Origin of the sequence: Rhodanobacter sp. C03 (genome assembly GCF_002001175.1) — a bacterium.
Classification (GTDB): Bacteria; Pseudomonadota; Gammaproteobacteria; order Xanthomonadales; family Rhodanobacteraceae; genus Rhodanobacter.
On sequence record NZ_MUNT01000001.1, the window covers coordinates 943838 to 957892 of the forward strand.

The following is a 14055-nucleotide window of genomic DNA, read 5'->3' on the forward strand; positions in this document are numbered from 1 at the left end:
ATGTTATCGATGCGATCCAATGTACGTGCGAAAGCCAAAGATGAGGCCGAAAAACCCTTCTGGATTTCCTATGCTGACCTGATGACCGCGCTAATGGTCCTCTTTCTTGTAGTCATGTGTGTAACGTTGTTAGAGGTGACCAAGACAGTTACGGAACAGCAACGACTGGAAAGCCAGCACAATCAGGATATAGAGCGCCTACTGGATCGGTTTGATGCGGTGACCCACGACGAACGATTCAAGGGCATTACGGTCGACCGAACGCGTCGAGTCATTGATTTTGGTGCACGCGCGCAATTTCCGTTCGCACGTTCGACCCTCACGCTTGAGCAGCAACGTCTGCTCAGGGCGTTCGTTCCCGCAATATTGGAGAAATCGGATGATGAGCTGGGGAAGCGCGTCCTAAAGCAGATTGTCGTTGATGGATTCACCGACAAGAAGGGCTCATATTTGAGCAACCTTGACCTTAGCCTACAGCGAAGCCAACGCGTTCTATGTGCGCTATTCGGCGTGCCACAGTCGGGCGAGGTGGCTATGACACCTCAGCAACTAGAGGAGGTGAGGGCGCTCTTCCTAGTAGGCGGATACTCCTTCAATGCAGCCAAAGATACTGACGAGGAAAGTCGGCGCGTCGAGATGCGCTTAATCTTGCTGGGCGTAAAGGAACAGAGGCCGTCGACTTCGGGCATCGAGGCGGGCAACTTTGGTATCTGTGCTTTGGGACCGTAATGTCAGCACTTGAACGACTCAAATCATCGCTTGGGACTGCATCATCGCAGCCGATAGGTCGGTCTTGGGCAGTCGATAATTCGATCGATCAAGAGATCACTCGCTTGCAGCGGCACTTGAAAGCGGGAGCTTTGTCATATCTTCCGAAGGACTTGCAGGTTGAAGCGGTGCAACGCTTCTGGGTTTCGAGGGAGCTCGGTAGCCTGACTGATGCACGGCTGGTGTCCTATGGCGTGACACTTCCAGTCGGACCACAGCGCATGTGCGTGATAGAGGATCGTGAGCGCTTTCCTGTACTGCTACGCGAAGTCGATCAAATTCTTCCCGCACGCAAGCATTACAGAAGATGCTATCAAGGGCTTCTCGCAGGGTATTTCAGCTACGACCCTCACAGCAAAGAAGCTCCGCAGATCGGACGGGAGAATTGGGCGGCGCTAAGAACTTACCTGCACGACCGCTCGGGTATGGTAGTTGACGGAGATCGAAATCCTGGTTGGGTCGATACTCTTCAGTCGCACAGACAGGTGTTGTCGCAAGAACCATGTAATAGATATGGGACGGCATTTCTAGACGGAGATAGCCGCGAAGTTGACGAACTGAGGGAAGGCTTGAGTATCGCGGACGCGTCTTGGTTCACGAGGGAGCTCTTTCTGGCTCAAATTCGCGCTGCCGAGCGCCGTTCAGATGCGGGATTTCTTAAAGTTATCGAGCACCTTCTCGACATGCTGCGCAATAACGAGGCAGTGAGAAATGAAGGCTTGGCCATGTTACTTAACAGGCACGCTACGGTTCAGCCCGTGCCTTTGAGTGTTCCTCTGCGTGACGCCGCAGTGGAGTGGTGGGGAAATCCCTGGTTAGCCTCAAATAGCATGCGATGGAGTCGTGTTACGTCGGCTTCTCGTGCGATGGTTACTGAATGGCTCAAGCTTGAGTTCATTGAGGCATTCTTCACGTTGCTTGCCGAAGAGCGCACTGGCGACACTCGCCGACTTGAGTTCTGGAAGCGCTACGTCAATGCGATTGACGAGGTCCACTTCGCCTTGGGCACGGAGGCACGTACATCCAGAGCATCGGATTTTGTAGCGCTTCGAAGGAAGATGGCAGGGCTTGTTGTCGACTTGCAAGACAACGTCAGAAGCAATAACGCTTTCATCATGAAGATGGGGCCGCTTGTGATCGTAGAGTTTAGCGGCTACAGCAATGCCTGCTATGGGTACGATGGAAGGAAACCATTGCCCTTTCGACTCGACCGTCCAGTAGTGATGCCAAAGAATGCGACCAACTCGCTGAAGCACTCTGCATACTGGATTTGGTTACAGCACCAAGATGGTATTCACGGGTGGAATCGTTGGGAAGAGATGTTCACGGCGACGCTTGCCACCGAATTTGGCATCCAGCCAAAGAAGATAGGCGCTGCACAAACGCACCAACGCGAACCTGTAGCAGGCACGCATGAAAAGGGTCCGCTGCGCGCTCAGCAGGAACCGTCGACCCGCAGGCATGAGGCTTATCCTGGTGCGGGGAGCGACACCATAGATGCCTGGAAGAGCCGCAATTACACGCGCGTGATGTTGTCAACGTTTACGGAGCGGTTTGGTCTGAAGATCAACGACCTGACGGCGAACAACGGCAACCTATGGGTTCAAACGGACGCGACGAATCTTGACGTCAACCAAGTGCTGCATCGCTGGGGTTTTCGGTACAAGGACAACAAAGGTTGGTGGAAGCAGGGGTGAGGAATGTTCAAGCTGTTCAAAAAGGTCGACCATCTCCCACCAAGTGGCTGGCACTGCGTTGAAACCGAGGATGGGGTTCGTATAGGCACTCAGCCAACTGATCTTTCACGTTCGCTGACCGCAGAGTTTTTGGGTGGATTTCTCGAACAGCTTGAGGATGAGGGGTTCGCGGAAGTTGAGGATGGTCGCTATTTCATTTCGTGGAATTCAGTCTATGAGTTGATGGTGCATCCCGAGTATTCGCAAGGCATGTCCGAACTCGCGTTGCCCGCTGTTGAGCCGGTTCTAGCTACCGTCAGCAGCCACGATTCCCTTGAGGACGCAACTTTCGAAATTGCGATAGGCGACTGGTCAATCGATTCTTCCTTCGCACATGAAGCATCCCTGCTAGGTGCTGTCCTTACGCACCACGATCGTAAGGTGCTGCTACCGTCATCCCTTTGGGCACTAGTTCGTGAAATTCGTCTGTTTGCCCACCGAGGCGGGTCTGAACGAACTGGGCAAGCTAACCGCCTAGGCTGGGGTCGAATTCGCCGCCTTGCCGTCGCTGCAGATGTAAACCTTGACTCATTTCTTCATCGCACGGTCGTACTCACACCAGAGCGCCTGACGATCGGCATTCGCAAGGCGACCGTTGACGACGACGCCATCATAGAAGTTCAGCCAAGTTTCGACGGCGCTCCTGATGATTGGCTGGATCGATTCGATCGCCAGGCGCGTGTACTAGGCCGTTATGACATACCGACCAATGAAGGAGTCGTACAGGTCGTCATTTCACCCAAGGTGCGAACTGTTCTCGAGGAAATAAAACGGCTCCCGATGCGTCGCGTCGCAGGTGCACGTGCGCAAGCGTTCATCCTAAATCCATATGCAGCTTTGGGCGAGGATGCCAACGATGTCATCGACGAAATGCAGTTTGAGCGCGCTCGTTCGGAGGCTGGGCTCGAGTACGAACGTTTTTTACCAAGGTTCGAACGGGACGCATTTGGTTACCCTCTCAAGGTTGGGCTTCTTGTAGAGACGGCATCTGCTTTGGGTCCGATGTCATCGGACTGCATATGGCTTACGGACGATGAACTTGCAATGTTCGTCGGGTCGCTGAAATCCGCTCTTGCGAAGAACTACCAGTTGCTTGGCTGGAACGGTTACGACCTTGAGCTGCAGGGTGATTCACCTGAATACCTTCATGAGCTGGAGAAGGCGCTTGAGGACCGTAAGCGACCTCCAATTGTCATCACCTATGCTCAAATTTACGATCTGACGCACTACACATCTCGGGTACAGGAAATCGGCGTAGAGAAGCCATATTTTTCTCCCTACATCGCCAAGAAGAAAGATGATGAGGGTTGGTTTCCAGAGAACGTCATCCCCATTATTTCGTGGGTGGCAGAGGGTGAGGCCGAGCCTATCTCTATACCGCTCAGCCCTCAGACGTTGGCTGAATTTCGCCAGAAGATCGCTGACGCCAAAGCGACGGGTAACTCCGAAATCTCAATTCCAGGCGTCGCCAAACCAATTCCTCTTGCTGAGGCGGTGCGCATTTCGGAGACGTTTACCGCTGCAAAATCTGACGCAGATGAAGGTCGTCTTGATCGCGCGAGTCTGAGGCGGCCAGACGCCACCACAACCGTTGCGCGCAAGAGCCCAGTGCTCTTAGCGAATATTCAGAACATTGATTATGCAGAAGAGCGCCGCGAGGCGCTCTCAACACAAAGTTGCTCGCTCGAAATGCCATCGTCAATGCGGCCTGGATACGCGTTGCTGCCTCACCAGCGCGAAGGTGTGACGTGGCTTCAATCACTCTATTTGGCTAATAGAGCCTACAACTGTCGTGGCGCCGTACTTGCCGATGATATGGGTCTCGGGAAGACACTTCAGCTGCTGACGTTGATGGCTTGGATTCTGGAAAAGGACCCGAAATCAGACCCTATGCTTGTGGTTGCTCCAGTATCGTTACTGGAAAATTGGAAGGAAGAGGCTGCGGTTTTTTTCACTGCGGAAGCGCTTCCGATTCTCACAGCCTACGGGCAAGAATTGGCTCCGCTCCGAGTTCCGCGTGAGAGCATCGACGAACGCTTAAGATCTGAGGATGGCCTGACCAAGTTCCTGAAGCCAGGCTGGCTTGGAGATGCGCGCATAGTTCTCACGACATATGAAACGCTTAGGGACCTTGAATTCTCGTTTGCCTCTCAACGCTGGTCGCTGATGATTTGTGACGAAGCGCAGAAGATCAAAAATCCAGCTGCGATGGTGACGCGCGCTGCGAAGAAGCAGAACGTCGAATTCAAGATTGCATGTACCGGGACACCTGTTGAGAACACACTGGCAGATATCTGGTGCTTGTTCGATTTCGTGCAGCCGGGATTGCTTGGCGCGCTTAATGAATTTGGACGCCGTTACCGTAAGCCGATAGAAGCTAGAACCACTGAAGAGCTTGCTCGGGTCGAAGAATTGCGTAAGTTGATCACACCGCAAATTCTGAGGCGAACCAAGGCGGAGGTCGCCAAGGATCTGCCAAAAAAGATCATAGTCGAAGATTGTCGCAAGCTACGACTGTCTGAAAAGCAGCGTGAGCTTTACGCTTGGGCCATCGAAGTTTTCAAAAAGCGCGGCGAGCCCGATACAAATGCACCTTTCAAAAACCACCTTGGATTGCTCCACTACCTCCGCCTCGTATGCACGGATCCGCGACGCTTCGGATTGGACGTTTTCAGGCCGAGTATCTTGGCTGACTATCGAATCCAAGCGCCTAAACTTGATTGGCTTTTGTCTCAACTAAAGGCTATCAAGAGTAAGGAAGAAAAGGTCATTGTTTTTTGCGAGTTTCGCGTTATTCAGCGCCTTTTACAGCACTACATTCACGAGTCGCTGGACTTCAGGCCTGACATCATCAACGGAGATACGGCTGCATCAGCCAGCCACGTCGACAGTAGGCAGAAGCGCATCAAGTCGTTTCAAGAGCGGGCAGGCTTTGGGGTGATCATATTGTCACCTGTTGCAGTCGGTTTTGGCGTGAATATCCAAGCTGCAAACCATGTGATTCATTACACACGGACATGGAATCCCGCGAAGGAGGACCAAGCGACTGATAGAGCGTATCGAATTGGCCAGAAAAAAGACGTCTATGTGTACTACCCCGTCGTTATGGCGGACGACTTTGTCACATTCGATGTAAAGCTGAACGAGCTTCTTGAAATCAAGCGACGGCTTGCGAGCGATATGTTGAATGGTGCGGGCGACCTACGACCAGGTGACTTCATTGTTGATGACGTGCTTCCACCTGGTATTGCTATTCCTGAAGTGCCTGTGACGTTGGATACGGCGCTCTCGATGAACTGGCAGTACCTTGAGGCACTTACGGCCGTGCTTTACACCAAACGTAGCTACGATGCGGTGCTTACGCCGCCCAGCAAAGATAACGGGGTTGATGTGGTTGCGTTGCCCCGCGAAGGAACAGACGGAAAGTTAGTTCAAGTCAAAGCATCAGAGCGCGAGGGGGGGGCGCTGGGCTGGAGCGCAGTCAAAGATGTTGTTGGGGGTCACGCTTACTATGCGAAGCAGTATCCAGGCGTGACTTTCCAGCGTGTCTGCCTTACCAATCAGCGCTTCGACAGTCAGGCTCATATGAACGCGACTCTCAACGAGGTCGAGCTTCTTGAGCAATCTGATTTGGAAAAAATGCTGGTGGCTACACCAGTTACCTTGATGGACGTGGAGAAGCTTCTTTACAAGGAATGGTGACGTCTGATCGGGCGACTGACCTAAGACTTGCTAAGCGCGGTGACGGTAAGGGCAGGAGGAAAGGTGGGATGGATCAGCAAACTGATACGGGGCTTGAACGTAAACTACCAACCAACACCAAGGCTTATTTCATCAAGCTCGGCGAGCGGGGGTTCTGGGAAAAGAAATGTCTGAAAGACGGCACCTTGTGGTTTGGATACAACGAAACACCACATGACATGTGTCTTCGAGGCGATTGGGGTGGCGTCCAGGCGTTTTGGAAAATTGTACGCAAAAAAGAAGGTACTGCTTCGAACGATGCTCGACAGATCCGCACGTTTTATGAGGCCGACGAGCACAGCATTTTCATCACTTTTCACGGCGGGTATCTCTGGTGGTGCAAACCCAAAGGCCGCGCGGCCGTCATTGAAGATGACGCCCGTTTGCGACAGACCGTGGATGGTTGGAAGCGCGAGAGCATAGGTGGTGATCCACTCATCATCAGCCGACTTTCGGGCAAGCTCACCAAAACGCAGATGTTCCGCGGCACCATTTGCGAGGTCGCAGAGAGAGCTTACCTACTTCGTCGTATCAACGACGAGCCGACTCCCGAGGTAGCGGTTGCTGAAGAGGCAGAGGTCATTTTGCGAGCCCGAATCCTGGCGATGGTTCAGTTGCTTGACCCAAAGGATTTTGAGTTATTGGTGGAGCTGATCTTTTCGTCCAGCGGATGGCGGCGACAGACGCGGACGGGTGGAACTCAGAAGACAATCGACTTAGACCTTCTGTTACCCACTACAGGTGAGCGAGCCTTTGTCCAGATCAAGTCCAAGACATCAGGCAAAGAATTCGAGAGCTACGCGAAGGATTTCAGGGACACTGATGCGCACGCGCGGATGTTTTTCGTGTGGCATACAGGGAAGGTCAACGTTGAGCCCACCGAGCAGATCACTTTGTGGGGTCCCGATGAGGTTCCAAAGATGGTGCTTGAGGCAGGATTGTTGTCCTGGCTTAAAGATAAGGCTTCGTAGCCACGATCGAAATGATGTTTGAACCTGATCGGACCTGATACCACCTGTGCCCACAGCGTGCCCCGAAGCGCAAAAAGCCATTGACCGAAAAATTGAAGTGCGGCTAAGCCGTTGAATCAATAAGCTGTCTGAGGCGAAATCAATTCGTCGACACGAGGACTCCCAGTCCCCGTGTCGACGAGGAAAAAGTGCTGATTTCGAGGCGAAAAATAGCTTCGAGCAACGAAATTGATCAGATGCTCGTTGGAACATTGGGGATTTCTTCGTGAGCATCGTGAGCTACGGAATCCGCATGGCAGCGGCCTTCAAGAGCCCAAAAACGACGAAGCCCACTCGTTAAAGTAGGCTTCTTCGTTCTACACATGGTGGCCGAGGACGGAATCGAACCGCCGACACGGGGATTTTCAAGAGTTTCCTCGACGAATGGGAAGCCCCATTTAATGCGGTTCTTCAATGAGTTAGGAATTTGGCGAACCTTATGGAGCCTTGCCAAACCCCATGGAGACTTACTGAGCCCGAAACCTCACTGAAACCTGAAAAACCGAAACCGCGTCAGGTTTTCGACTTTCGTCGGGAAGGGGATGACTGCTTGGGGTCTCCACTTGTGCGACGAACGCTCCCTACATGGATGCCTGTCGGTCATGATGGACTGACACCCCACTGGCGTTCAACCACTCAGAAAGCCGTTTACGACTGGCCTCAATTTTATCTTCTCCAATCCGTTCAATATCTAACTTCCTCCATCGCTGGGCTCGATCGGCAAATTCCCTCCCATCCGTCATTGCTCCATTGCCACGACGAAGGCGCACCTGACGAGCTTTATCTCGCAAACCCACAAGGTCCGAGACCTTGAATACTGCTGTTGGCTTCTCGGTCTCTCCAAGATGGCGCCACGCGTGACTAGCCGCCTGCTCATTGGCCGCTAGGACCCAGGCCATGCGAATGGGGTTTTTGGCCTCATGGGTGGCAAACACGCACCCAAACCGATGAGTGCCAGCGTGACCGAAAAAGTTGCGCACCACGTAAGCGGGTGCTTTTTCGGCCTCAGCGATCTGGGCATCTAGTGCCGTTTCATTCACGATCACAAGCGGTATCCATCGAGACCGCTCGATGGCTTTGGATGCCTGTTCTGCGGTGTCAGCAATCGCCACACCCTCACGCAAAACTTTGACATCACCTTGACCAGCTGCCGCCAATACCGTCCACACCTGGTCTGGGGTGAGGTCGGGTTCATCATTGAGCAACCAAGCACTTGGTTCGTCTGTTTTATCGGTCATGATTATTTCTCCCGTTTCTGTTTCCGTATATCCATCCAAACAGAAATCGGAATGAGCGCAAGGGGGGTACTGAAAGATTTCTGTGAAGCGCAACGATGTTCTTGAAGATTCAAGTTCGTTGCGCTGACCGTTCGATCACGCCATCAGGGAAGCGTAGTGGAAGCACTACTTGGCGCATGGCCCCCGATGGGCTTGGCTTCACGGGTATCATGCGGTGACAGATGATTGAGTGCTGCACGTTATTTTTCGCAACATCCAATGGGGATAAGGGATGATCGAGTCAATGCGTATTGCAGGTGTTGCGACCTATGGTGCAGCCAACGGGGAGTTGAACGGTCTGTCCACGGTCAACTATTTCTTTGGTAGTAATGGATCAGGCAAGACAACGCTGTCGAACCTCATAGGTGACCCCACGCACAATGATTTTCGTGCATGCGCTATCAATTGGAAGAATCAGACACCACTTCAAACTTTGGTCTACAACCGAGATTTTGTGACCAAAAACTTCAGTCCAACCGTTGGGCTCAAGGGCATCTTCACCCTTGGCGAAATCAATGTACAGGCGGTCTTAGACATAGCAGCTGAAAAACTCAAGCGCGATGACCACATATCAAAGCGCGAGAAGTTCACCAAGACATTGAAGGGCGACGAAGAGGCAGGAACAAAGGGCAAGGAAGTAGAGCGAGACGAATTGAACGCGGCATTTGCAGACACGTGCTGGACGACATTTCGCAAATACGATCCGTTCTTCAAGACCGCGTTTGAACACTATAGGGTTCGTGGTGCTGCAACGAAGTTCCGCGATCAAGTTCTCCTTCAAAGCACGAGCAACACAGCTGATCTGCTGTCATTCGATGATTTGAAAGAGAAGGCCAGCACGCTGTTTGAGAGCAATCCGCAGCCAGTCGCAACAATCACTGAACTATCCCTCGCAGGGCTTGATTTGCTTGAGGCCAACGATGTTCTTGGTCGAGCGGTTGTCGGCCGCAATGACGCCACAATCGCGGCCATGATCAATCGTTTGCAGAATTCGGATTGGGTGAAAACGGGGCGAGCTTTTTTTGATGTCAATCATGGCGACTGCCCGTTCTGTCAGCAAAAAGCGCCAACAAGGTTGAAGGCTGACCTTGAGAGCTACTTTGATGGTGCTTTCGAGACCGACACCAAGGCGATTGCGGACCTGCAAACAAGCTACCTCCTTGAGACAGCGAAGATCCAGACGGCACTTCAGGACATCATCGACACGCAATCAACATTCATCGAGCCTGAGCGTCTTCTGTCGTCCCAGCGGTTGCTCAGCACGCTGATTGAGTTGAACAAGACTAGGCTGGTTAACAAGGCAAAGGAGCCAAGTCTCACAACACGACTTGAAGCGCATGGGCCTGCATTGAAAGAGGCGCAGGAGGAGATCGTGCGTGCCAATGTGGCTATGGCGCGGCACAACCAGATGGTGCGGGATCTTGGTACGGAACGAGCGACCCTCATTGCGCAAGTATGGAAGCTCTTGCTGGAAGAGGACTTGAAGACCGATCTTGAGACCTATAAGCGCCAGGTGGGAGGCCTGGATACAGCTATTGAATCATTGAACAACAAGGTAGTGGCGTTGACAGGTGACGTTGAGGCTTCTGATACAGCAATTGCTGAACTAGAAAAAGCGAACACCAACACACGACACGCTGTTGATCGCATCAATGGCAACCTCAAGTCGTTCGGTTTTAAGAGCTTCAGCATCAAGCAGCTTGATGGCAACAAATATAAGTTGGTGCGGGCAGATGACTCAGAGGCCATGCATTCATTGAGCGAAGGTGAGCGGACGTTCGTCACCTTTCTCTACTTCATTGAACTGGTGCGAGGAAGTGAAGCGTCATCTGGTGTGAACACAGAGCGCGTGGTTGTTTTTGATGACCCTGTATCGAGCTTGGACAGTGACGTTCTTTTCATTGTCTCCACCTTGATCCGAGACGTGGTTGCCGAGGCGCGTGCAGGTGGAATGATCAAGCAGGTGTTCATCCTCACGCACAATGTCTACTTCCATAAGGAAGTCACATTCACGGGCGTCAAGAGTCCAGATGTTCGCACAGAAACGCATTGGGTCATTCGCAAACCTGATCTGTTGTCGGAAGTGAATAAGCACGCAACCAACCCCATCAAGACCTCTTACGAGTTGCTGTGGCATGAGGTGCGTGACCCAAACCGAAACAGCACCACCATCCAGAATGCCTTACGTCGCATTCTGGAAAACTACTTCAAGATCCTTGGCGGTGTTCCCTTGGACGAGCTGATCGCCAAATTTAGTGGTCGCGATAAGTCCATTTGCAAAGCGCTGATGTCTTGGACAAACGACGGGTCGCATGGTGTGGAAGATGATGTGTTTTTTACAGCAGGAGAGGTGTCAGTGGACACGTATCTTGATGTCTTCCGCATGGTCTTTGAGAAGTCTGAGAATGAAGGTCACTACAAGATGATGATGGGCAACGCATATCGAGAACGTGCTCCTGTTATAGAGGTCGCAGAAGTCGGAAACGAAAACGCCACCCCATGAAAGGGTGGTGTGATCTGGTGCGTCGGTCATCCTTGATGTGGAGGCCTCCACGGCGCCCAGACTTCCCAGACTAAGGACAGCTTGCCCACTGTTTGACCCATAGCCCATCAGGGTAGGGTGGCGTATCTCCATACTGAACCTCACGCACTCGCAACTCAAAAAATTCGGCTAAGACGCAGGAGAAAGACCGGGATCAATGCCGGTCATCGCGACCGATACATCCCATAAGCGTTGCGCTAATGCAGCGTCTTGCGCATCCGCAGACCGGGATGATTCACCAGAAACGCCTCTAATTCCGCGAAGGCCTGTGGGCCCGAGGTAAGCACCCGATTTTACGACGCCGGTTGCGGCTTGCAGCGCGGGCCATGCTCCCTTGTCAGCGCTGTTGAGCAGGACCCCGGCGATCGGATTGAAAATTTGCAGCCACCCCATGTTGCGCGCCAAGCTGGTCGAGGCTATGCCCGGGTGACAGCCTACCGCTGTGATTGACGAGCCGGCTGCCCGCAGTCGTCTGTCCAACTCAAAGAAGAACAGTGCATTGGCCAGCTTGCTGGCCGCGTAACGCTTCATCCGGTCGTAGCTGTTCTGGGCGTTAAGGTCATTCCAGTCGAATTGCGCGCCCTTGTGCGCCACGCTGGAGGTCGTCACGACCCGCGATCCCTGCGTATCGCCCAGCTTAGGTAGCAGCAGCGACGTCAGCGCAAAGCAGCCTAGGTGATTGACGCCCCATTGCAGCTCGAAGCCTTGCTTGGTCCGCATCAGGGGTGGCGCCATCACGCCCGCGTTGTTGACGAGCACGTCCAGACGCGGCTCGCGGGCCACGCGCTCGGCTGCAGTCCGGATGCTGTCCAGGTCCGCGAAATCGATCGACAGGAAATCCAGATTCGCACTTGACGTGCGCAGCCTGATCCGCGCCATCGCCTCTTGCGCCTTCGCTTCATCCCGGCACGCGAGCAGCACGCGTGCGCCTCGCTGCGCTAGGACCCGCGTGACCTCATAGCCGACGCCGGTGTTGGCGCCGGTAACGATAAAGCATTTGCCAGCCTGGTCTGGCACATCAGCTTCGGTGAAGCCTGTGGATTTCGACATGATGATTCCGTCTAAGGTAAAAGTTAGCTCCAATGGCCCAGCTCGCTCTTGCGTCGCAGGCCATAAGGTCAAGCGGTCTCTATGGCAATGAGGCCTTTGCCGTTGATGCGACGGCCGGCTTCCAACTCCCGTATCAGATCGATGGCTTCACTCAGTCGAACCACCCGGCCTACCGAAAGTTTCAGCTTCCCCTTGCTGGCAAGCCCCGCGACTTCCCGCAGCGTTGCCTCGTCTTGCTTGCCCATTACGAAATGGCGGCTTCGTGAGAGAACAACTCGCATCATTTTTGTGGGTGAGGGGCTTATGTCGAGGATCACGCCTCCGCGCTTTGCAAGCCTACGTTCGTCATTGGCCGGCAAACTTCCATGCGTGTCGAATACGACATCGAACGTCCCCATGAGATTGCCCGGAAGGGATTGCCTGTAATCGAGAACTGCGTCAGCACCTATCGCCTTTGCGGCGCTCATCGACTCTGCGCGCACGCGCCCCACTACGGTTGCCCCTATGGCCTTCGCTATCTGCGTAGCTGATTGCCCCACTGCCCCATAGGCGCCATTGATGAAAACGGACTGCCCCGCCTTCAGTTGGGCTTTATGCACCAACGCAATCCAGGCTGTCGTGGCCGCCACGGGCAGCGTTGCCGCTTCTTCATGGGTCAGGGCAGCGGGTTTTGCGACGGCGAGCGCTTCTTTGGTGATCAACGTCTCAGCAAATGAGCCGGACGTTTTCACGGGGGTAGAGCCAAAAACCTCGTCGCCGACTTTGAGGCGCTTCACACCTCGACCGATGCCCTCGACGACCCCGGAGAAATCTTGACCCATGGCACGCGGAAACTTCCGGCCTGTCATGAATTTCATCGCACCCTGCCGGATCTTCCAGTCAACAGGATTGATTGAGGCGGCTTTGACGCTGACTCGAATTTCGTCATCGGCCAAATCCGGCAATTGATATTCTTCCAAGCGCATTTCTGCCGGGCCACCATAGCGATGGAACTGTATTCTTTTCATTTTTTTATCCATGTATCTTTTCTTACGACACTAGGCTGGGCAGCCACGCTCATTCCGCACATGCCAGTGGCGTTTATGGCCCGGGACTGCGCGTTCAGGAGGAAAAAAGACAGTTGAAACGCTCCTCGAAGTTATTGTCGAGTACTGATGCTAGGAGCCTGACGAACGAAATCGTTGTTTACCGAGCGCTGTCGATAATTGAGCCGCCGTCGGGAGTAAGACTGTATCCAGTCAAGAACTGAGCATCCTTGCTCGCCAAGAACAGGACGACAGGCGCAATGTCGTCTTCCGGCGAGCCATAGCGGCCTAGCGGGTTGGCCGGGGGAGGAACGTTGGTTTCCGGCTCCCATGTTTCTGCCACCGGAAGTACATTGTTCACGGTGATCTTGTCGGCTCCCCACTCACGGGCAGCGGTCCGAGTGAGAGCGCGCACCGCTTCTTTGGCCATGTTGTAGGGGCCATATCCCGCCAAGCCGATAACACCAGCCATCGAGCCGAAATTGATGACACGTCCTTCGCCGCTCGCCTTGAGGTGAGGGTACGCCGCCTGCATCATTCTCAGATATGCAATCGGCCCCATCTCGAAATTGCGCTGCAGTTGCTCCATCGACAGATCAATAATGGAAGAGAACGGCGCAGATGAGTCGAAGGCGTTGTTGACGAGGATGTCGATCCCGCCATAGGTGGCGACCACCTTTTCCACCGCGGCCTTGATCTCGCCGGCATTGGCAATGTCGCAAGGCAAGCCGATCGCCATGCCGTCGGAAGCGCGAATATCGGCAACGACCGCATCCACATTGGCTGGGGTGCGCGAGAGAACTGCCACTTTGGCGCCTTCCGCAGCGAACAGTTTTGCAGTGGCACGACCGATACCGCGGCCGGCGCCTGTGATGATCGCGACTTTTCCGTTGAGTCGAGCCATGT

The 14055-nt window shown here is 53.7% G+C and carries 9 protein-coding genes; 5 read left to right on the top strand and 4 right to left on the bottom strand.

Features of this window, described 5'->3' with window-relative positions; genetic code table 11:
• The 4 genes from B0E48_RS03895 (at position 1) to B0E48_RS03910 (ending at position 7216) form a co-directional block, all read left to right on the top strand.
• Positions 1-729: a flagellar motor protein MotB gene (locus tag B0E48_RS03895; RefSeq protein ID WP_077516126.1), complete on the top strand. Its 729-nt coding sequence runs from the start codon at positions 1-3 to the stop codon at positions 727-729.
• The gene (locus B0E48_RS03900; RefSeq protein WP_077516128.1) at positions 729-2465 is read left to right on the top strand and encodes an EH signature domain-containing protein; all 1737 of its coding nucleotides are present in this window, start codon (positions 729-731) and stop codon (positions 2463-2465) included. Before B0E48_RS03895 ends, B0E48_RS03900 begins: the two co-directional genes overlap by 1 nt.
• 3 nt (positions 2466-2468) lie before the next feature.
• The gene (locus tag B0E48_RS03905) at positions 2469-6206 is read left to right on the top strand and encodes an SNF2-related protein (RefSeq protein WP_077516130.1); all 3738 of its coding nucleotides are present in this window, start codon (positions 2469-2471) and stop codon (positions 6204-6206) included.
• Between the two features lie 68 nt (positions 6207-6274).
• On the top strand, positions 6275-7216 hold the full coding sequence (locus B0E48_RS03910; protein ID WP_077516952.1) for a hypothetical protein: 942 nt from the start codon (positions 6275-6277) through the stop codon (positions 7214-7216).
• 620 nt (positions 7217-7836) lie between these two features.
• Here B0E48_RS03910 and B0E48_RS03915 read toward each other — a convergent pair.
• Positions 7837-8493 (bottom strand): hypothetical protein, encoded by a 657-nt coding sequence (locus tag B0E48_RS03915; RefSeq protein ID WP_139350140.1) that lies wholly within the window; start codon positions 8491-8493, stop codon positions 7837-7839.
• Positions 8494-8764: 271 nt separating this feature from the next.
• Between B0E48_RS03915 and B0E48_RS03920 the strand changes: the two genes are divergently transcribed.
• Positions 8765-11035 (top strand): AAA family ATPase, encoded by a 2271-nt coding sequence (locus tag B0E48_RS03920; RefSeq protein ID WP_077516133.1) that lies wholly within the window; start codon positions 8765-8767, stop codon positions 11033-11035.
• Positions 11036-11203: 168 nt separating this feature from the next.
• Here B0E48_RS03920 and B0E48_RS03925 read toward each other — a convergent pair whose 3' ends face one another.
• The 3 genes from B0E48_RS03925 to B0E48_RS03935 all read right to left on the bottom strand — a co-directional run bounded on the left by B0E48_RS03925 (position 11204) and on the right by B0E48_RS03935 (position 14053).
• Complete coding sequence (locus tag B0E48_RS03925; RefSeq protein ID WP_077516954.1) at positions 11204-12124, bottom strand: oxidoreductase; 921 nt, start codon at positions 12122-12124, stop codon at positions 11204-11206.
• Positions 12125-12192: 68 nt separating this feature from the next.
• Positions 12193-13143, bottom strand: a complete 951-nt coding sequence (locus tag B0E48_RS03930; RefSeq protein ID WP_077516135.1) for an NAD(P)-dependent alcohol dehydrogenase — start codon at positions 13141-13143, stop codon at positions 12193-12195.
• A gap of 166 nt (positions 13144-13309) precedes the next feature.
• Positions 13310-14053, bottom strand: a complete 744-nt coding sequence (locus B0E48_RS03935; protein WP_077516137.1) for an SDR family oxidoreductase — start codon at positions 14051-14053, stop codon at positions 13310-13312.
• Between the last annotated feature and the right edge of the window lie 2 nt (positions 14054-14055).

Coding starts and splice junctions, on each gene's coding strand:
- B0E48_RS03895 (WP_077516126.1), top strand. CDS start 1: ATGTTATCGATGCGATCCAATGTACGTGCGAAAGCCAAAGATGAGGCC.
- B0E48_RS03900 (WP_077516128.1), top strand. CDS start 729: ATGTCAGCACTTGAACGACTCAAATCATCGCTTGGGACTGCATCATCG.
- B0E48_RS03905 (WP_077516130.1), top strand. CDS start 2,469: ATGTTCAAGCTGTTCAAAAAGGTCGACCATCTCCCACCAAGTGGCTGG.
- B0E48_RS03910 (WP_077516952.1), top strand. CDS start 6,275: ATGGATCAGCAAACTGATACGGGGCTTGAACGTAAACTACCAACCAAC.
- B0E48_RS03915 (WP_139350140.1), bottom strand. CDS start 8,493: ATGACCGATAAAACAGACGAACCAAGTGCTTGGTTGCTCAATGATGAA.
- B0E48_RS03920 (WP_077516133.1), top strand. CDS start 8,765: ATGATCGAGTCAATGCGTATTGCAGGTGTTGCGACCTATGGTGCAGCC.
- B0E48_RS03925 (WP_077516954.1), bottom strand. CDS start 12,124: ATGTCGAAATCCACAGGCTTCACCGAAGCTGATGTGCCAGACCAGGCT.
- B0E48_RS03930 (WP_077516135.1), bottom strand. CDS start 13,143: ATGGATAAAAAAATGAAAAGAATACAGTTCCATCGCTATGGTGGCCCG.
- B0E48_RS03935 (WP_077516137.1), bottom strand. CDS start 14,053: ATGGCTCGACTCAACGGAAAAGTCGCGATCATCACAGGCGCCGGCCGC.